This window comes from Actinacidiphila sp. bgisy145 (assembly GCF_057708125.1).
On record NZ_JBYIRL010000013.1, the window covers coordinates 124,740 to 142,015 of the forward strand.

Here is a 17,276-nt window from a genome sequence, read left to right on the forward strand (position 1 = left end):
GCCCTAGTTGGGCCGTGAGGAATACAGGGCCCAACAAGGAGAGCAGGGAACCCAGATGGCGGAGCTCACGATCCGGCCGGAGGAGATCCGGGACGCGCTGGATACTTTCGTCCAGTCGTACCAGCCGGACGCCGCCTCGCGCGAGGAGGTCGGCACGGTCAGCGTTGCCGGTGACGGCATCGCGAAGGTCGAGGGTCTGCCCTCGGCCATGGCGAACGAGTTGCTGAAGTTCGAGGACGGCACCCTCGGCCTCGCCCTCAACCTCGAGGAGCGCGAGATCGGTGCGATCATCCTCGGCGAGTTCGACGGCATCGAGGAGGGCCAGCCGGTGCAGCGCACCGGCGAGGTGCTCTCCGTCGCAGTCGGTGAGGGCTACCTCGGCCGGGTCGTGGACCCGCTGGGCAACCCGATCGACGGCCTCGGCGAGATCGAGACCGAGGGCCGCCGCGCCCTCGAGCTCCAGGCGCCGACCGTCATGCAGCGCAAGTCGGTGCACGAGCCGATGCAGACCGGCCTCAAGGCCGTCGACGCGATGACCCCGATCGGCCGCGGCCAGCGCCAGCTGATCATCGGCGACCGGCAGACCGGCAAGACCGCGCTGACCATCGACACGATCATCAACCAGCGCGACAACTGGCGCTCGGGCGACCCGAAGAAGCAGGTCCGCTGCATCTACGTCGCCATCGGCCAGAAGGGCTCCACCATCGCCGGCGTGCGCGCCGCGCTGGAGGAGGCCGGCGCGCTGGAGTACACCACGATCGTCGCCGCCCCGGCGTCCGACCCGGCCGGCTTCAAGTACCTCGCCCCGTACACCGGCTCGGCCATCGGCCAGCACTGGATGTACCAGGGCAAGCACGTCCTGATCGTCTTCGACGACCTGTCGAAGCAGGCCGACGCCTACCGCGCGGTCTCCCTGCTGCTGCGCCGCCCGCCGGGCCGCGAGGCGTACCCGGGCGACGTGTTCTACCTGCACTCCCGCCTGCTGGAGCGCTGCGCCAAGCTCTCCGACGACCTCGGCGCCGGCTCCATGACCGGTCTGCCGATCGTGGAGACCAAGGCCAACGACGTGTCGGCGTTCATCCCGACCAACGTCATCTCCATCACCGACGGCCAGTGCTTCCTGGAGTCCGACCTCTTCAACGCCGGCCAGCGGCCCGCGCTGAACGTCGGTATCTCGGTCTCCCGCGTCGGCGGCTCCGCGCAGATCAAGGCGATGAAGCAGGTCTCCGGCCGGCTCAAGCTCGACCTCGCGCAGTTCCGCGAGCTGGAGGCGTTCGCCGCCTTCGGTTCCGACCTCGACGCGGCCTCCAAGGCCCAGCTCGAGCGCGGCCAGCGGATGATGGAACTGGTCAAGCAGGGCCAGTACGCGCCCTTCCCGATCGAGGACCAGGTCGTGTCGATCTGGGCCGGCACCACCGGCAAGCTCGACGACGTACCGGTGGAGGACATCCGCCGGTTCGAGCGCGAGCTGCTGGACTACCTGCACCGCGAGCACAAGTCGCTGCTGACCGCGATCGTCGAGACCGGCAAGCTGCCGGACGAGACCGTGGAGACACTGACCGACGCGGTGGCCGCCTTCAAGAAGCAGTTCGAGACGTCCTCGGGCACGCTGCTGGTCGAGGGCTGATCGCATGGGCGCACAGATTCGGGTCTACAAGCGCCGGATCAGGTCCGTCTCCGCCACCAAGAAGATCACCAAGGCGATGGAGATGATCGCGGCCTCGCGGATCATCAAGGCCCAGCGCCAGGTGGCGGCCTCGTCCCCGTACGCGGACGAGCTGACCCGCGCGGTGACCGCGGTCGCGACCGGCTCCAACACCAAGCACCCGCTGACCACCGAGGCGGAGCACCCGACCCGGGCCGCGGTACTGGTCGTGACCAGTGACCGCGGTCTGGCCGGCGGGTACTCCTCCAACGCGATCAAGGCCGCGGAGCGCCTCGGCGAGCAGCTGAGCGCCCAGGGCAAGTCGGTGGAGTCCTATGTCATCGGGCGCAAGGCGGTGGCGTACTACAGCTTCCGTGAGCGCCCGGTCGTGGAGTCCTGGACCGGCTTCTCCGACAGCCCGCAGTACTCCGACGCCAAGGCCGTCGCGGCGCCCCTGATCGAGGCGCTGCTGACGGACACGGCCGAGGGCGGGGTGGACGAGCTGCACATCGTCTTCACCGAGTTCGTCTCGATGATGACGCAGAACCCGGTGGCCAAGCGGCTGCTGCCGCTGACCCTCGACGGCGCGGCGGGCTCCGCCGCGGCCGGCGACGACGGCGACGACGTGCAGCACAAGAAGGGCGAGGCCCTGCCGCTGTTCGAGTTCGAGCCGTCCGCGGAAGGCGTGCTGGACGCGCTGCTGCCGCGGTACGTCGAGAGCCGGATCTACAACGCGCTGCTCCAGGCCGCCGCTTCCGAGCACGCGGCCCGCCGCCGGGCGATGAAGTCCGCGACCGACAACGCGGAAGACCTCATCAAGTCGCTCACGCGGCTTGCCAACGCGGCCCGACAGGCCGACATCACCCAGGAAATCAGCGAGATCGTCGGTGGCGCGAGCGCCCTCGCCGACGCTAGCGCGGGGAGTGACTGACCACATGACCACCACTGTTGAAACCACCACGGCCACCGGGCGCGTGGCGCGGGTCATCGGCCCGGTCGTCGACGTGGAGTTCCCCGTCGACGCCATGCCGGAGATCTACAACGCGCTGCACGTCGACGTGATCGACCCGGCCGCGGACGGCGCCACCAAGACGCTGACCCTCGAGGTCGCGCAGCACCTGGGCGACGGCCTGGTCCGCGCCATCTCCATGCAGCCCACCGACGGCCTGGTCCGCCAGGCCCCGGTGACCAACACCGGCGACGGCATCACCGTGCCGGTCGGCGACGTCACCAAGGGCCGCGTCTTCAACACCCTCGGCCAGATCCTCAACGAGCCGGAGGCCGAGTCCGAGGTCACCGAGCGCTGGGCGATCCACCGCAAGGCGCCGAAGTTCGACGACCTCGAGTCGAAGACCGAGATGTTCGAGACCGGCCTGAAGGTCGTCGACCTGCTCACCCCGTACGTCAAGGGCGGCAAGATCGGCCTGTTCGGCGGCGCGGGCGTCGGCAAGACCGTGCTCATCCAGGAAATGATCATGCGTGTGGCCAAGCTGCACGAGGGCGTTTCCGTCTTCGCCGGCGTCGGCGAGCGCACCCGTGAGGGCAACGACCTGATCGAGGAGATGGCCGAGTCCGGCGTGCTCCCGCAGACCGCCCTCGTCTTCGGCCAGATGGACGAGCCGCCGGGCACCCGGCTGCGCGTCGCCCTGGCCGGCCTGACCATGGCGGAGTACTTCCGCGATGTGCAGAACCAGGACGTGCTGTTCTTCATCGACAACATCTTCCGGTTCACCCAGGCCGGTTCCGAGGTCTCCACGCTGCTCGGCCGGATGCCCTCCGCGGTGGGCTACCAGCCGAACCTCGCCGACGAGATGGGTCTGCTCCAGGAGCGGATCACCTCGACCCGCGGCCACTCGATCACCTCGATGCAGGCGATCTACGTCCCCGCGGACGACCTGACCGACCCGGCCCCGGCCACGACCTTCGCGCACCTCGACGCGACGACCGTGCTCTCCCGGCCGATCTCGGAGAAGGGCATCTACCCCGCGGTGGACCCGCTGGACTCCACCTCGCGCATCCTGGACCCGCGCTACATCACGCAGGAGCACTACGAGTGCGCCTCCCGCGTCAAGGGAATCCTGCAGAAGTACAAGGACCTCCAGGACATCATCTCCATCCTCGGCATCGACGAGCTGGGCGAGGAGGACAAGCTCACCGTCTTCCGGGCCCGCCGGATCGAGCGCTTCCTGTCGCAGAACACCCACGCGGCGAAGCAGTTCACCGGTGTGGACGGCTCGGACGTGTCCCTGGACGAGTCGATCACGGCGTTCAACGCGATCGCCGACGGTGAGTTCGACCACTTCCCGGAGCAGGCGTTCTTCATGTGCGGTGGCCTGGACGACCTCAAGGCCAACGCCAAGAAGCTCGGCGTGAGCTGACGCCTCGCACCACCCGGGCCGCCAGGCCCACGCGGCCGGGGGGGCGGTCCGCGGGACTCCGTACGGGGTCCCCGGACCGGCCTTCCGGTCGCACCCCTTATTCTGTGTCCTATGCATCCTCCGCAGGCGGTGGGTGCCAACCCGAGGAGCCGTCTTGGCCGATCTTCACGTCGAGCTGGTCGCCGCGGACCGCAACGTCTGGTCCGGCGAGGCCAACCTGGTCGTCGCCCGTACCAAGTCGGGTGACATCGGCATCATGGCCAACCACGAGCCGGTGCTCGGGGTGCTCCAGTCCGGTCCGATCACCATCAGGACCAGCGAGGGCGGCACCGTCGTCGCCGCCGTGCACGGCGGGTTCATCTCGTTCGCGGACAACAAGCTCTCCGTCCTCGCGGAGATCGCCGAACTCGCCGAGGAGATCGACGTCGACCGGGCCGAGCGGGCGCTCCAGCGCTCGAAGTCCGAGTCCGACGCCGCGGCCGAGCGGCGGGCGGAGGTGCGGCTCGCCGCCGCGGCGGGCGCACACTGAACGACGTAGTCCCGCACGGCGTACCCCGAGTACGACGGCAGCAGGACCCACACAGCAGCACCCACAAGCAGGACCACGCAGGACCCGGCAGGACCCACGGTGCCGCGGAACGCCCGCAAGGGCGGACCGCGGCACCGCACGCAGCAAGGGCGGCAACCATGGTGAGGCGAGGAGGTCGATGGACGTGATCCTCGCTTTCGAAGTGGGTGGCGCCGTCCTGGTGGCAGCGCTGCTCGGCCTCTTCCTCTTCGGCCTGCGCCGCCGCCTCATCCAGCGCCCCGGCGGCACCTTCGACTGCTCGCTGCGCACGGTTCCGACCGGCGAGGGCGACTCCGCGGCCGGCAAGGGCTGGGTCTACGGGGTGGCCCGCTACAGCGGTGACCGGGTCGAGTGGTTCCGGGTCTTCTCGTACGCGGTGCGGCCGCGCCGGGTGCTGGAGCGGCCCGCGATCGAGGTCACCGGCCGCCGCGAGCCGCAGGGCTCCGAGGAACTGGCGCTGCTGTCCGACGCGGTGGTGCTGTGCTGCGTGCACCGCGGCACCGCGCTGGAGCTGGCGATGAGCGACGACGCGCTGACCGGCTTCCTCGCCTGGCTGGAGGCGGCCCCGCCCGGCCAGCGGGTCAACGTCGCCTGACGGTTTTCCCCGCTCCCGGCCGCCGTCCCCTCAGCGGTCGCCGCCCGGCACCCACAGCACGTCGCCGCGCGCGACGTTGGCGGTCCTGGCGAGGATGAACAGCAAGTCCGAGAGCCGGTTGAGATAGGTCGCGGTGAGCGGGTTCATCGTGTCGCCGTACTCCGCCAGCGCCGCCCACGTGGAGCGCTCCGCGCGGCGGACCACCGTGGTGGCCTGGTGCAGCAGCGCCGCGCCGGGGGTGCCGCCGGGCAGGATGAAGCTGCGCAGCTTGTCCAGGCCCGCGAGGAAGCGGTCGCAGTCGGCCTCCAGCCGGTCCACGTAGGGCTGCTCCACCCGCAGCGGCGGGTACTTCGGGTCCGGCACCACCGGGGTGGCCAGGTCCGCGCCCACGTCGAAGAGCTCGTTCTGGACCCGCGTCACGACGGCGGCCACCGGCTCGGCCAGGTCGCCGAGCGCGAGCGCCACGCCGAGCACCGCGTTGGCCTCGTTGGCGTCGGCATACGCGCCGATCCTGGTGTCGGTCTTGGCGGTGCGGCTCATGTCGCCGAGCGCTGTGCTGCCGTCGTCGCCGGTACGGGTGTAGATACGGGTGAGGTTGACCATGCCGACGAGCGTAGGGCCTGCCGTGGGCGGCCGCCCACGGTGCCGCGCCCGCGCCCGCGGCGGCGTCGCAGTGGCGTCCCGGGACGTCAACTGTGCGACCAAGGACACAGGGTGACGCGGCCGACATGGTGCTGCGGCGGGTGCTGAAGGGGCGTTAGGGTCCGGCCAGATACCCCAACGGAGAGGTGTGTGCCGTGCCGAAGAAGCTCGCCGTCGTCGGAGCAGGACTGATGGGCGCCGGTATCGCGCAGGTGTCCGCGCAGGCGGGCTACGAGGTGGTGCTGCGCGACGTGACCGACGAGGCGCTGGCCCGCGGCCGGAGCGCGATCGCCGCGTCCTACGAGAAGTTCGTGGCGAAGGGCCGGCTGGCCGCGGACGACGCCGAGGCGGCGCTCGCCCGGATCACCACGACCACCGACCTCGACGCGGCCGCCGACGCGGACTTCGTGGTGGAGGCCGCGTTCGAGGACGTCGACGTCAAGCGGGACGTCTTCCGCACCCTGGACCGGCTGGTCGGCGAGGACACGGTGCTCGCCTCCAACACCTCCGCGATCCCGATCACGAAGATCGCCGCGGCCACGCAGCACCCCGAACGCGTCGTCGGCACGCACTTCTTCTCGCCGGTGCCGCTCATGGGGCTGTGCGAACTGGTCCGCGGCCACAAGACCAGCGACGAGACGCTCGCCCGGGCCCGGGAGTTCGCCGAGGGCGTCGGCAAGACCTGCATCGTGGTCAACCGCGACGTGGCGGGCTTCGTCACCACCCGGCTGATCGCCGCGCTGGTGGTGGAGGCGGTCAGGCTGCACGAGTCCGGGGTCGCCTCCGCGGAGGACATCGACATCGCGTGCAAGCTCGGCTTCGGCCACGCCATGGGCCCGCTCGCCACCGCCGACCTGACCGGCGTGGACATCCTGCTGCACGCCTTCGACACCGTCTACAGCGAGTCCAAGGACGAGAAGTTCGCCCCGCCGGAGTCGATGCGGCGGATGGTGGACGCGGGTGATCTGGGCCGCAAGAGCGGGCAAGGGTTCTACACGCACTAACGGAATTCACTCGGAGGAGTGAATTCGGTATCGGTTCGCTCACAGCTGGCAACTTCTGTATGCAACGGACCGTCAGTTGTGTGAGGACTGACGGACCGACGCGTTCGCGCCGCGCGCAGGGCGTCGTCCGACCACCGCACGGGGAGAGTGACTATGCACATCAGGGGCGACCACGCCGAGCTGGTCGTCGGGGGGCGCCTCGACGTGCGCAGCGCCGCGGACGCCCGTACCGCCCTGCACACCGCGCTCGACGCGGGGCAGGGCGACCTGGTGCTGGACCTCACCGAACTCGACTCGTGGGACGCGACCGGCCTCGGCGTGATCATGGGCGCCCACCGCCGGGCCGGTCGCGGTGGCCGCCGGCTGGTGCTGCGCGGGGTGCCCCCGCAGATGCAGCGGCTGCTGGTCGCCACCCGGCTGCACCGGATTCTCGCGATCGAGGCGGAGAAGTAGCGCGGCCGGGAGCCGAGCAGGCGGGGGCCGAGCGGCCGGGGGGCCGAGCGGCCGGCATCGGCCGGGCAAAGCGGACGAACGGCGCTGTTCCCCGGTTTTCCGCCGGTACCCCCCGGGAGTTCCCCGCTTTTCCCCGGTGGGGCACCCCGGCACTTCAACGGCGGTGTGCGAACCTTTAGAGTTTGCGCATCGATGGCCAGGAGGCGTGCCACCGCGCACGCCGCAGAGGGGAAACCGGGCGGCGGTCCGTATGCGCGGACCCGCGGCAGCCCGTGGCGGCCCCCGCCCGTGACGCACCTTGGGGGCGTACGACATGGATGATACCGAGCGCTTCGAGCCCGTCGAGGGCCCGGACGGCGACGGCGCACACGGCTCCGCGCCGCGGCCCCACGGCCCCGGCTCCGCTGCCGGTCAGCGGCCCGCCGGGGCGTTCGACGCGTTCGCCGCCGGTGCGCCGCGACCGCTCGGCCGGTCCGACCGGCGCCGCCCCGAGGCGCGTCCCCACGGCGGGAACGGTTCTGACAACCCCGACGGCTTCGACGGTTCCGGTGCCCTCGCCGGGCCGGGGGCCGTCCCGCAGGCACCGGTCGACGAGGCGGACGACGGCCTCGGGCTCGCCGCCGGTGCGGGTGCCGTCGCGCGGCTCGAGGGCGCCGCGAGCTTCGACGCGTTCGGCAATCGCCGCCCCACCCCGGACCGCACCGACGGCCAGGAGCCGAGCGGCGCGGCCGACACGAGTAGTGCGGCCGGCTCGGGTGGCGAGGTCGGCGCGGCCGACGCCGATACGGCAGTCGGGCCGGTGGTCGGGGTCGGGCCGGTGGTCGGCGTCGGCTCGGGCGGGGACTTCGGTGCCGTGGCGCCGTACGCCCCCGAGGGGCAGGGCGAGCCCGGCACGGGCCTCATCCCCTTCGGCGGGGACATGAGCGGGCCGGGCGGACTGGCACCCGCGGACCGCGACCTGAGCGGCGCCGCGCACAGCTCCGGCAGCTCCGGCAGCTCCGACCCGTCCGACGATTTCGACGCCTTCGGCACGTCCGACGCCTTCGGCCGCTCCGCGCGCCAGGGCGGCAGCTTCGACGGGTTCGCCGCCGGCGCGGTCAGCGGCAGCGGCAGCGGCGGGTCCGACGACCGGCTGCCCGCGCTGCGCCCGAGCAGTACCCCCTCGCTGTTCGACGCGACCGCGCCCGTACCGCGCACGACCCGGCCCGCCCGGGACCCGCTCGCGCCCGACATGGTCGGCAGCAGCGGCCCGAGCAGCAAGGTCGAGCGGGTGGTGGCCGCGGACTACCTGCTCACCATCAACCACGTGGACGGCACCGAGGTCGTCGCCTGCCCGCCGGAGGAGGCGCGGGTGCCGGTGCGCCGCGGCAAGGCCGAGCTCGGCGCGCGCACCGCCGGCGCCCGGCCCACCCCGCCGCCCGGCCCGCCCGGCCCCGAACTGCCGCTGCTGGAGCGTGACGAGGAGCGGGAGCGGGTGATCCGGCTGCTGGCCCGCGGCCGCTCCATACGCGTCACCGGCTCGTCCGGAGCCGGCCGCACCGCCCTGCTGGAGTCCGTGGCCAACGCCTGCGGCGACCTCGCGCCCGACGGCGTGCTGTGGCTGTCCGGCTACCACCGCACCGTCGGCGACGTCCTCCAGGACCTGTACAGCGTCGTCTACGCCGGGGACGGCTACCGGCCCGGCCGCGCCGAACTGCCCGGGCTGCTGCGCGAGGTCGGCGCCGTGGTTGTCGTGGACGACCTGGAGTTCGGCGGCGCCGCGCTGGAGGAGCTGCTCGCCGCGGCCCCCGAGTGCGCCTTCCTGACCGCCGCCACGCCCGACGTGCCCGCACCCGCCGCCGAGTCCGGGGTCGAGGAGGTCCTCCTCGCCGGGCTCAGCCGCGCCGCCAGCCTCGACCTGCTGCACCTGGCCGCCGGACGGCCGCTGGCCGACGACGAGGTGGCGTGGGCGGCCGACCTGTGGTTCGAGTCCGAGGGGCTGCCGCTGCGCTTCGTGCAGGCGGGCGCGCTGCTGCGGCAGCGCGACGTGCTGCGGACGGCCGTGGAGGAGCCCGAGGCGGGGGAGTGGGACGACTCGGTCTGGCGGAAGGGCGCGCCCGCGGCCGACCCGTCCGCGGCGGGCGCGCGGCCCGCGCGGGTCCCGCTGCCCTCGCTCGCGCAGAGCGCCGCCCCCGCGGACCTGCTGGCGTCGCGGCTGAGCGAGGCCGCCCGGGAGGCGCTGGCCTTCGCGGTCGCGCTCGACGGCGAGTGCCCGCACCCCTCGCACCTGCCCGCGCTGGTCGGCGACACCCACGGGGACGCGGCGCTCGGCGAGTTGACGTCGGTGGGGCTCGCGGTGCCGGTCGCCGCGCACTTCCGGCTGGCGGCCGGGGTCGTGGCGCAGCTCGCCCCGAGCCTGTCGGTCGACGGCGAGCTGTCCGACGTCCAGGCGCACACCGCGGCGCTGCACTACGCCTGGTGGACCGGGCACCCCTCGGTCACCCCCGAGCGGGCCACCGCCGAGTCCGAGGCGATCCTCGCGGCGATGACGGCTTGCCGTGACGGCGGGCACGCGAGCGCCGCGGTGCTGCTGGCCCGTACGGTCGCGCCCGCGTTCGCCGCCGCGCTGCACTGGGGCGCCTGGGAACGAGCGTTGCGGGTCGGCCAGGAGGCCGCGCGGCTGTCGGGCGAGGTCGCCGAGGAGGCGTACTTCCTGCACGAACTGGGTGTCCTCGCGCTGTGCGGCGGCAACCTCCAGCGGGCCCGCGCCGACCTGGAGGCGTCCATCGCGCTGCGCTCGGCGCTGGCCGACCGGCAGGGCACGGTCGTCGGCCGCCGTACGCTCGCGCTCGTCACCGACCTGATCGGCGCCGAGGACGCGACGGAGGTGCTGGCCCCGGTGGCCGTGCCGCAGCCGGCCGCCGACGGGACGCTCACGCTGCCCGAACTGGCGCCGCCGGCGCCGCCGGTGCTGATCAGCAGGCCCGTGCCCGCCGCGGTCCCCGCCGCCGCCCCGGCCGGGCCGGGAGTGCGCAAGCTCGCGGCGGCCGGGTCCCGCCGCAATCTCGTGGCCGCGGGCACCGGGGTCCTGATCGCCGCCGTGGTCGGCACGATCGTCACCCTCGGCGCCACCTCGGGCAGCGGCGACAGCCACCCGGACAACCAGGTCAAGCCGATCGAGTCCGTCCAGGAGGACCCGCCGCAGTCCTCGGAGCCCGCTCAGGACACGACGACGGCCGCGCCCTCCACCACGGCCTCCAGCGCCTCCCCGTCGCCCTCCACCACGTCCACCGCTGCCGCGGGCACCACCAGCCCCACGGCCGAACCCCCCACCACCCCGCCGACCACCCCTTCGACCACCACCAGCCCCACCCATGCGGGGAGTGGCAGCAGCGGCGGGGGCGGCGGTAAGCCGACGAAGACCTCGACCCCCAGCCCGTCGACCACGGCGCCGACGACTCCGCCCACGACGCCCACCACCACGCCGCCGACGACCGCGACGACATCCCCGCCCGCGGCCGGTGACGCCACCACCACCCGTACCGCCAGCGCACCCTCCTCGCCCGTGGCGGACACCCCCACGCCCTCGGCCACCGCCGATTCCCCCGCCCCGTAGGCGAGCAAGCGTACGCACGGTTCTCAAAGGGGCGCGTGGGGGCACCGCCCAGGCGAAGCTCTGGGGGAGAACGGAGCGACCAGCCCATCACCGGCGGACGGTCCGGGAACCGACAGACGGGGCAGCCCGAGCGGTCCCGCACCCCCACCCTCACATCAGAACAGGCGGAGCTTGTCGTCCTGGATGCCGCGCAGGGCGTCGTAGTCCAGCACGACGCAGTCGATCCCGCGGTCGGTGGCGAGCACCCTCGCCTGCGGCTTGATCTCCTGCGCGGCGAACACGCCCTTCACGGGCGCGATCCGGGTGTCGCGGTTGAGCAGTTCGAGGTAGCGCGTGAGCTGCTCCACCCCGTCGATCTCCCCGCGCCGCTTGATCTCGATCGCCACGGTGGCGCCGGCGCCGTCCCGGCAGAGGATGTCCACCGGGCCGATGGGCGTGGGGTACTCGCGGCGGATCAGGCTCCAGCCGGCGCCGAGCACCTCCATCCGGTCCGCCAGCAACTCCTGCAAGTGCGCCTCGACGCCGTCCTTGATGAGCCCCGGGTCGACCCCCAACTCGTGCGACGAGTCGTGCAGGATCTCCTCGATCGTGATGATCAGCTGCTCGCCGGCCTTGTTGGTGACCGTCCACACCCCGTCGTCGCCCTCCTTGAGCGAGCAGGGCGGGGACATCCAGTTGAGCGGCTTGTAGGCGCGGTCGTCCGCGTGCACGGAGAGGCTGCCGTCGGCTTTGATGAGCAACAGCCGTGTGGCGGACGGGAGATGGGCGGACAGCCGGCCGGCGTAGTCCACGGAGCAGCGGGCGATCACGAGGCGCATGGTGCGCAACGCTATCCGACCCCGGCCCCGCCCGGAAAATTGGCCGGTTGTGGGTGCCGCCGCCTGGTGCGGCCGCGCAGGTGACGCCTACGGTTGACGTGCCGGGGCCGACCCGCACAGCTTGGGCGGCCTCCGGGCAACATGTCCTCCCGCACGGCGGTTACGGCCGTGCGCGGTGCCCGCAGACCCCCGTCCCGCCGGACGCGTGGTCACGAGAGGAGTACCCATGTCGCTCGACGTCTCACCGGCCCTTCTCGAACAGGCCGAGCGAGGCGAGGTCGACGAGCGAGAGTTCGTCGACTGCGTCCGGACGTCCCTCCCTTACGCGTGGGAGATGATCAGCTCGCTGGTGGCGCAACTGAAGGTCGACGGTGGGGAGTTCGCCGACAATCAGGTGCCGCCGCCGAGTGAGAAGGAGCGCGGCCAGCTGCTGCGCGCGCTGGCCAGTGACGCGATACGCGGCGCGCTCCAGCGGCACTTCGGGGTGCGGCTGGCCTTCCAGAACTGCCACCGGGTGGCGGTCTTCCCGCTGGACCCGGCGGTGGAGCGCAGCCACGCCGAGTTCACCTCGCTGCGGTCGCAGGTGCTCAACCAGTCGCCGGAGCTGCGGGACTGCTGAGGCGTCCGCCGCGCCGCCCGCGCCGGCCGACCCGTTCGCGGGGCCGGGCGGCGGGCGGTCCCGCGCCGGGGCGAGGCGCCTGGTCGCGGCCGGTGCACCGCCGGTGGGGCAGGTCGGCGGTGTACGCTCCGTCGTTGATCGGCAGCCACCCGTAACCGATCAACGGTGCCGCGCACAACCAGGCGTGCGGCGGTGCGGGGCGGTCCACACCGGATCAGGACAGTTCCGGGAGCACCTCGCCGCCCAGCCGGGCGATGTTCTCCATGGTGGCGGCGAGGTCCCCGGAGCCCTCGGCGAGCAGTGCGAAGCGGGTGATGCCGGTGCGTTCCGCGGTGGCGGCGAGCCGGTCGGCGCAGAGCCGGGGCGGGCCCACCGGGTGCAGGTCGCAGAGGAGTTCGGTGTAGCCGTGCGGGTCGCGCATCCGGCGGGGGCTGCCGTCGTAGGTGCGGTGCGCGGCCAGGCCCTCGCGCAGCCAGCCGGGCATTGCCTTGGCCAGCGTCTCCACGGCGTCCGCGCGGCTGTCGGCGACCTGCACCACACCCGCGGAGACATGGCCGGCGGCCGAGACCGCCTCGGGCGGGTGCCCGGCCTCGCGGGCGGACTGCTGCCACATCGCGACCATCGCGGCCTTGTCGTCGTCGCCGCAGTGCATGCCCAGCAGCATCGGCAGGCAGCGGCGGGCGGCCTCGCGCACGGTCCCGGGGGAGGTGCAGGCCACGACCACCGGGGGGCCCGGCTGCCCGTCGAGTTCGTCCGGCCGCGGCACCACGGCCACTTCGGGGAAGGCGTAGCGGGTGCCGCGGGCCCCGACGGCTGGTTCGCGCAGCCAGCGCATCAGCAGATCGAGTGATTCCGGGAAGCCGGTCTCGAAGGCGTCCAGCCCGGCGCCGAAGACCTCCAGGTCCACCCAGGGGCCGCCGCGGCCGACACCGAGGGTGAAGCGGCCGCCGGAGGCGAGGTGCAGCAGCGCGGCCTGCTCGCCGAGGGCGACGGGGTGCACGTTGGGCAGCACGCTCACCGCGGTGCCGACCCCGATCCGGGAGGTGCGGCCGAGCATGAGCCCGGCCAGGGTGACCGCCGACGGGCAGACCCCGTACGGCACGAAGTGGTGTTCGGCGAGCCACACCGCGTCCAGTCCGGCGGCCTCCGCCGCGTCGGCCGTGGATATCGCCCGGCCCAGCGCCTCGCCCTGTCCCTGACCGGGGAACTGGGCCGCGAGGACGAACGTCCCGATCCGCATCACGCACCCCCTTTTCCCCGTCCAACGCCTGGCACGTGCCAAAGGCACGGCCTGGTGCGGGAGTTTTCATGATTTTCGGCAGCGTGTGGGGTGTTCGGCCGGTCCTTGTGCGTACGCGTAACCTGGTGGGAACGGTCCGTCCCCTCCGGCGGCTCGGACCGGTCCGCTGTCGAGCCAGTGCAGCCCGGGTTCCGGCCGGGCAGAGCGCGAGGTGTCCCGTGTCGCCGCGACGTAACCGCCCCTACCAGCGGGAGTCCGCCCAGCAGTGGGAACCCGGCCTGGGCAGTGGCCGGACCGAGCAGTGGCAGGGCGAGGAGTGGGTGGTGCGGCCGATCGCCGGCAGCGCCTCGGCGAAGCACTACCGCTGCCCCGGCTGCGACCAGGAGATCCCGCCCGGCGTCGGCCATGTGGTGGCCTGGCGCGAGTACAACGGCGTGGACGACCGGCGGCACTGGCACCGCGCCTGCTGGAACGCGCGGGACCGCCGCACCAGCAAGGTGCAGCGGTCCCGTAACGCGCCGCGCTACTGAGCCGTCGGCCCGCCTCGGCCCGAAGGAGCCGGGGCAGGTCCCGGGCGGACCGGACCGGCCTCAGGCGTCGCGGTTCTTGAGCACCGCGTAGCCGCCGATGAGCACCGCGACCACCCACAGCGCCATGATGAGGATGCCGCCCCACGGGCCGTACGAGGTGTGGTCGCCGTCGCCCGGCACCACCTGCATGATCTTCTGGCCGGCCTGGTCGGGGAAGTAGCGGGCCACCGACTTGACCTTCGGCACCGCGCTCAGGATCGGCGAGACCAGGAAGAAGAACGGCATCAGGATGCCCAGGCCCAGCATCGGGCTGCGCAGCATGGCCGCGGCGCCGACGCAGAACAGCACGATCAGCGTCATGTACAGGCCGGCGCCGAAGACCGCGCGCAGCACTCCGTGGTCGCTGATCGAGGCGCTGTGCGAGCCGAGCAGCGCCTGCCCGACGAAGAACGTCAGGAAGCTGGTCACCATGCCGACGACCAGGGCGAGCACACCGGCGACCGCGACCTTCGAGGCGTAGAAGTGGCCGCGCTGCGGCACCGCGGCGAGCGAGGTGCGGATCATGCCGGTGCTGTACTCGCTGGACATCACCAGCACCCCGAAGACGATCAGCGCGAGCTGGCCGAGGGTCATGCCGAAGAAGCTGGTGTTCGTGGGGTCGAAGGTGGCCCGGTCCGACATGGACATCGAGCTCCACTGGCTGTTGAAGACCGCGCTGATGATCGCGCCCAGCGCGAGGGTGACCAGGAAGGCCAGCGCGAGGGTCCACACGGTGGAGCGCACCGAACGGATCTTGGTCCACTCGGACTGGAGGACCGCGGAGGTGGAAGCCATGTCAGCGACCCTTCTTCTTGCCCTGGTCACGCCACTGCGCGCCCCACTCCGGGGCGCCTGGAGGTGCCGGTGGCGCCTGCGGAGGAGCCTGCGGCGGCGCCGCCTGCCCGCCCTGCCCGGGCGCCTGCCACCCCTGCCCCTGCGGTGCGCCCTGCCCCTGCGGTGCGCCCTGGCCGGGCGCGTACGGGGACTGGCCGTAAGGGGACTGGCCGTACGGCGAGCCGCCGTAGGGCGAGCCGGCGTACGGCGGCTGGCCCGCGGGCGCCCCGGGCTGCTGCCCCGGACCCGCGCCGGGCACCGGCGCCCCGGGCCCGCCGGGCGGGGGCGCGCCCACCTGCCCGTGCGCGTGGTACTCCACCGACTCCGCGGTGAGCTGCATGAAGGCTTCCTCCAACGACGCCCGCTGCGGGCTGAGTTCGTGCAGCACCAACTGGTGCTTCGCCGCGAGCTCGCCGAGCGCGGCCGCGTCGCCGTCCGCGATCTCGAACGCGCCGTCGGCCGTCTCGACCGCGGTCTGCCCGCTCCTGCTCAGCAGGTCCCGCAACTGCTCCCGCTGCGGGGTGCGCAGCCGCACGTACGACCGCGAGTTCTTCTCGATGAAGTCCGACATCGAGGTGTCCGCCATCAACCGCCCGCGGCCGATGACGATCAGATGGTCCGCGGTCAGCGCCATCTCGCTCATCAGGTGGCTGGAGACGAAGACGGTGCGGCCCTGGGCGGCCAGACCCTTCATCAGGTTCCTGATCCAGTGGATGCCCTCCGGGTCCAGTCCGTTGACCGGCTCGTCGAACATCAGGATCTCCGGATCGCCCAGCAGCGCCCCGGCGATGCCCAGCCGCTGGCCCATGCCGAGCGAGAAGCCCTTGGACCGCTTCCTGGCCACCGCGCTCAGCCCGACCGTCTCCAGCACCTCGTCCACCCGGTGCCGGGGGATGCGGTTGGACTGCGCCATGCACAGCAGGTGGTTGTACGCGGTGCGGCCGCCGTGGATCGCCTTGGCGTCCAGCAGCGCGCCGATGTACTTCAGCGGCTCGCTGAGCTGCGCGTAGTGCTTGCCGTCGATACGGACGTCGCCGCTGGTGGGGTTGTCCAGCCCGAGCATCATGCGCATCGTCGTGGACTTGCCCGCGCCGTTCGGCCCGAGGAAGCCCGTCACCACGCCGGGGCGCACGGTGAAGGTCAGATGGTCGACTGCGGTCTTGTCCCCGTACCGCTTGGTGAGCCCCTGCAACTCAATCATGCGCCCGAGGCTACTTCAGAACGCACAACCCCCGCCCGAGGAGAGGGCGGGGGTTGTGGAAAAACAGGCCGCCGACCGCTGTCGGCAGGTAGAACCGCAGGTCAGCGGGACTGCTGCGCCGGAACGCCACGGGAGACCGGCTCGTCGTCGGCGGGGGAGCCCGCCGCGGCGACCGCGGCACCCGTCAGCGTCGCCAGCATCTCGCGGACGTTGGTCAGCTGGGCGTTGATGCTGTCGCGGCGGTTGGTGAGCGCCGCCAGCTCGCGCTCGGACTCGCTGCGAATCCGGTCGGCCTTGGCGTTCGCGTCCGCGACGATGTCCTCGGACTGGCGCTGCGCGGTCTCCACCGTCTGGCGGGCCCGGCGCTCCGCGTCGGTGCGCAGCTTCTCGGCCTCCAGCCGCAGCTGCTCCGCGCGGTGCTCGATCTCCGCCAGCCGCTTCTCCGCCTTCGCCTGACGGGACGCCAGGTCCCGCTCGGACTGCTCACGGCGCTTGGCGAGGTTGGTCTCGAAGTCCGCGGCGGCCTGGGCGGCCTTCGCGCGGGTCTCCTCGAACAGCGCGTCGGCCTCCTCGCGCTTGGCCGAGGCGTCCTTCTGGGCGTCCGCGCGCAGCTGCGTCGCGTCGCCCTTGGCCTTGTCGACGATCCGCGCGCCCTCGTCCTCCGCCTTGGCCTTGCGGTCGGCGGCGAACGACTCGGCGTCGCTGCGGACCTGGGCGGCGGCCGACTCGGCCAGCTCGCGGTGCTGCTCGGCCGCGCGCCGGGCCTCCTCGCGCAGGTCCTTCGCCTCCTCCTCGGCGAGGCGGAGGATCTTCTCGACCCGGGCACCGAGGCCCGCGTAGGACGGCTCGGAGTCGGTGACCTGGGCCTGGGCGTTCTGGGTTTCGAGGTGCAGCTCCTCGATGCGCTTCTCCAGCGCGGTGATGCGGGTCAGCGCGCTGTCGCGGTCGGCGACGAGTTTGGTGATGCGGTCGTCCACCTGTCCGCGGTCGTATCCGCGACGCACGAGCTCGAAGCCGAAGGGGGAGGAAGTGTCGCTCATGGGGTTCCTGTCGATGATTCAGACCGGTGAGGTGATAGGGGGAATCCTAGGGGCCGCGGCGGCGTGTCACCGGGC

At 72.6% G+C, this 17,276-nt stretch carries 15 protein-coding genes and 1 pseudogene; 10 read left to right on the forward strand and 6 right to left on the reverse strand.

The genetic code is table 11. The features are described 5' to 3' along the window. Positions 1-55: 55 nt before the first annotated feature. The 5 genes from atpA (at position 56) to AC3ERT_RS14445 (ending at position 5,186) form a co-directional block, all read left to right on the forward strand. The gene (gene atpA, locus AC3ERT_RS14425) at positions 56-1,627 is read left to right on the forward strand and encodes a F0F1 ATP synthase subunit alpha (protein ID WP_335974741.1); all 1,572 of its coding nucleotides are present in this window, start codon (positions 56-58) and stop codon (positions 1,625-1,627) included. Positions 1,628-1,631: 4 nt separating this feature from the next. Continuing rightward, the gene (locus AC3ERT_RS14430; protein WP_435129144.1) at positions 1,632-2,576 is read left to right on the forward strand and encodes a F0F1 ATP synthase subunit gamma; all 945 of its coding nucleotides are present in this window, start codon (positions 1,632-1,634) and stop codon (positions 2,574-2,576) included. A 4-nt stretch (positions 2,577-2,580) separates the two neighbouring features. Then, positions 2,581-4,023: a F0F1 ATP synthase subunit beta gene (atpD, locus tag AC3ERT_RS14435; protein WP_335974734.1), complete on the forward strand. Its 1,443-nt coding sequence runs from the start codon at positions 2,581-2,583 to the stop codon at positions 4,021-4,023. Positions 4,024-4,177: 154 nt separating this feature from the next. Beyond that, positions 4,178-4,552: a F0F1 ATP synthase subunit epsilon gene (locus AC3ERT_RS14440; RefSeq protein WP_335974732.1), complete on the forward strand. Its 375-nt coding sequence runs from the start codon at positions 4,178-4,180 to the stop codon at positions 4,550-4,552. A gap of 184 nt (positions 4,553-4,736) precedes the next feature. Beyond that, positions 4,737-5,186 (forward strand): DUF2550 domain-containing protein, encoded by a 450-nt coding sequence (locus tag AC3ERT_RS14445; RefSeq protein WP_435129423.1) that lies wholly within the window; start codon positions 4,737-4,739, stop codon positions 5,184-5,186. 30 nt (positions 5,187-5,216) lie between these two features. Here the strand turns inward: AC3ERT_RS14445 and AC3ERT_RS14450 are convergent, their stop codons facing one another. After that, positions 5,217-5,789 (reverse strand): cob(I)yrinic acid a,c-diamide adenosyltransferase, encoded by a 573-nt coding sequence (locus tag AC3ERT_RS14450; RefSeq protein ID WP_335974726.1) that lies wholly within the window; start codon positions 5,787-5,789, stop codon positions 5,217-5,219. A 194-nt stretch (positions 5,790-5,983) separates the two neighbouring features. Here AC3ERT_RS14450 and AC3ERT_RS14455 point away from each other — a divergent pair, with 194 nt between their 5' ends. From AC3ERT_RS14455 to AC3ERT_RS14465, 3 genes are all read left to right on the forward strand, one after another. Then, positions 5,984-6,832, forward strand: coding sequence for a 3-hydroxyacyl-CoA dehydrogenase family protein (locus AC3ERT_RS14455; protein ID WP_435129149.1), 849 nt, complete (start codon positions 5,984-5,986; stop codon positions 6,830-6,832). 153 nt (positions 6,833-6,985) lie between these two features. Then, positions 6,986-7,285: an STAS domain-containing protein gene (locus AC3ERT_RS14460; protein WP_335974715.1), complete on the forward strand. Its 300-nt coding sequence runs from the start codon at positions 6,986-6,988 to the stop codon at positions 7,283-7,285. A gap of 313 nt (positions 7,286-7,598) precedes the next feature. Next, positions 7,599-10,880, forward strand: coding sequence for an ATP-binding protein (locus AC3ERT_RS14465; RefSeq protein WP_435174407.1), 3,282 nt, complete (start codon positions 7,599-7,601; stop codon positions 10,878-10,880). A gap of 155 nt (positions 10,881-11,035) precedes the next feature. Here the strand turns inward: AC3ERT_RS14465 and nucS are convergent, their stop codons facing one another. Continuing rightward, a complete protein-coding gene (nucS, locus tag AC3ERT_RS14470; protein WP_335974704.1) occupies positions 11,036-11,698 on the reverse strand; it encodes an endonuclease NucS in 663 nt (220 codons plus the stop codon). A gap of 226 nt (positions 11,699-11,924) precedes the next feature. Between nucS and AC3ERT_RS14475 the strand changes: the two genes are divergently transcribed. Continuing rightward, positions 11,925-12,317, forward strand: a complete 393-nt coding sequence (locus tag AC3ERT_RS14475; protein ID WP_335974700.1) for an SCO5389 family protein — start codon at positions 11,925-11,927, stop codon at positions 12,315-12,317. 214 nt (positions 12,318-12,531) lie between these two features. Here the strand turns inward: AC3ERT_RS14475 and AC3ERT_RS14480 are convergent, their stop codons facing one another. After that, positions 12,532-13,557, reverse strand: a complete 1,026-nt coding sequence (locus tag AC3ERT_RS14480; protein WP_335974698.1) for an LLM class flavin-dependent oxidoreductase — start codon at positions 13,555-13,557, stop codon at positions 12,532-12,534. A 218-nt stretch (positions 13,558-13,775) separates the two neighbouring features. Between AC3ERT_RS14480 and AC3ERT_RS14485 the strand changes: the two genes are divergently transcribed. Next, positions 13,776-14,087, forward strand: coding sequence for an ATP/GTP-binding protein (locus AC3ERT_RS14485; RefSeq protein ID WP_335974695.1), 312 nt, complete (start codon positions 13,776-13,778; stop codon positions 14,085-14,087). 60 nt (positions 14,088-14,147) lie between these two features. On the opposite strand, the gene AC3ERT_RS14490 is transcribed toward AC3ERT_RS14485, so the two are convergent. From AC3ERT_RS14490 to AC3ERT_RS14500, 3 genes and pseudogenes are all read right to left on the reverse strand, one after another. Continuing rightward, positions 14,148-14,921 carry an ABC transporter permease gene (locus AC3ERT_RS14490; RefSeq protein WP_335974691.1) on the reverse strand — a complete coding sequence of 258 codons (774 nt, stop codon included), beginning with the start codon at positions 14,919-14,921 and terminating at the stop codon, positions 14,148-14,150. Between the two features lie 262 nt (positions 14,922-15,183). Continuing rightward, positions 15,184-16,161 (reverse strand): annotated as a pseudogene (locus AC3ERT_RS14495) (ABC transporter ATP-binding protein); the annotation flags it as partial. Between the two features lie 101 nt (positions 16,162-16,262). Then, positions 16,263-17,201, reverse strand: a complete 939-nt coding sequence (locus tag AC3ERT_RS14500) for a coiled-coil domain-containing protein (RefSeq protein WP_335974688.1) — start codon at positions 17,199-17,201, stop codon at positions 16,263-16,265. Positions 17,202-17,276 lie beyond the last annotated feature (75 nt).

What these genes read in the sequence shown, in the direction of transcription:
- atpA (WP_335974741.1), top strand. Translation starts at nt 56, where the DNA reads ATGGCGGAGCTCACGATCCGGCCGGAGGAGATCCGGGACGCGCTGGAT.
- AC3ERT_RS14430 (WP_435129144.1), top strand. Translation starts at nt 1,632, where the DNA reads ATGGGCGCACAGATTCGGGTCTACAAGCGCCGGATCAGGTCCGTCTCC.
- atpD (WP_335974734.1), top strand. Translation starts at nt 2,581, where the DNA reads ATGACCACCACTGTTGAAACCACCACGGCCACCGGGCGCGTGGCGCGG.
- AC3ERT_RS14450 (WP_335974726.1), bottom strand. Translation starts at nt 5,789, where the DNA reads ATGGTCAACCTCACCCGTATCTACACCCGTACCGGCGACGACGGCAGC.
- AC3ERT_RS14460 (WP_335974715.1), top strand. Translation starts at nt 6,986, where the DNA reads ATGCACATCAGGGGCGACCACGCCGAGCTGGTCGTCGGGGGGCGCCTC.
- AC3ERT_RS14465 (WP_435174407.1), top strand. Translation starts at nt 7,599, where the DNA reads ATGGATGATACCGAGCGCTTCGAGCCCGTCGAGGGCCCGGACGGCGAC.
- nucS (WP_335974704.1), bottom strand. Translation starts at nt 11,698, where the DNA reads ATGCGCCTCGTGATCGCCCGCTGCTCCGTGGACTACGCCGGCCGGCTG.
- AC3ERT_RS14475 (WP_335974700.1), top strand. Translation starts at nt 11,925, where the DNA reads ATGTCGCTCGACGTCTCACCGGCCCTTCTCGAACAGGCCGAGCGAGGC.
- AC3ERT_RS14480 (WP_335974698.1), bottom strand. Translation starts at nt 13,557, where the DNA reads ATGCGGATCGGGACGTTCGTCCTCGCGGCCCAGTTCCCCGGTCAGGGA.
- AC3ERT_RS14490 (WP_335974691.1), bottom strand. Translation starts at nt 14,921, where the DNA reads ATGGCTTCCACCTCCGCGGTCCTCCAGTCCGAGTGGACCAAGATCCGT.
- AC3ERT_RS14500 (WP_335974688.1), bottom strand. Translation starts at nt 17,201, where the DNA reads ATGAGCGACACTTCCTCCCCCTTCGGCTTCGAGCTCGTGCGTCGCGGA.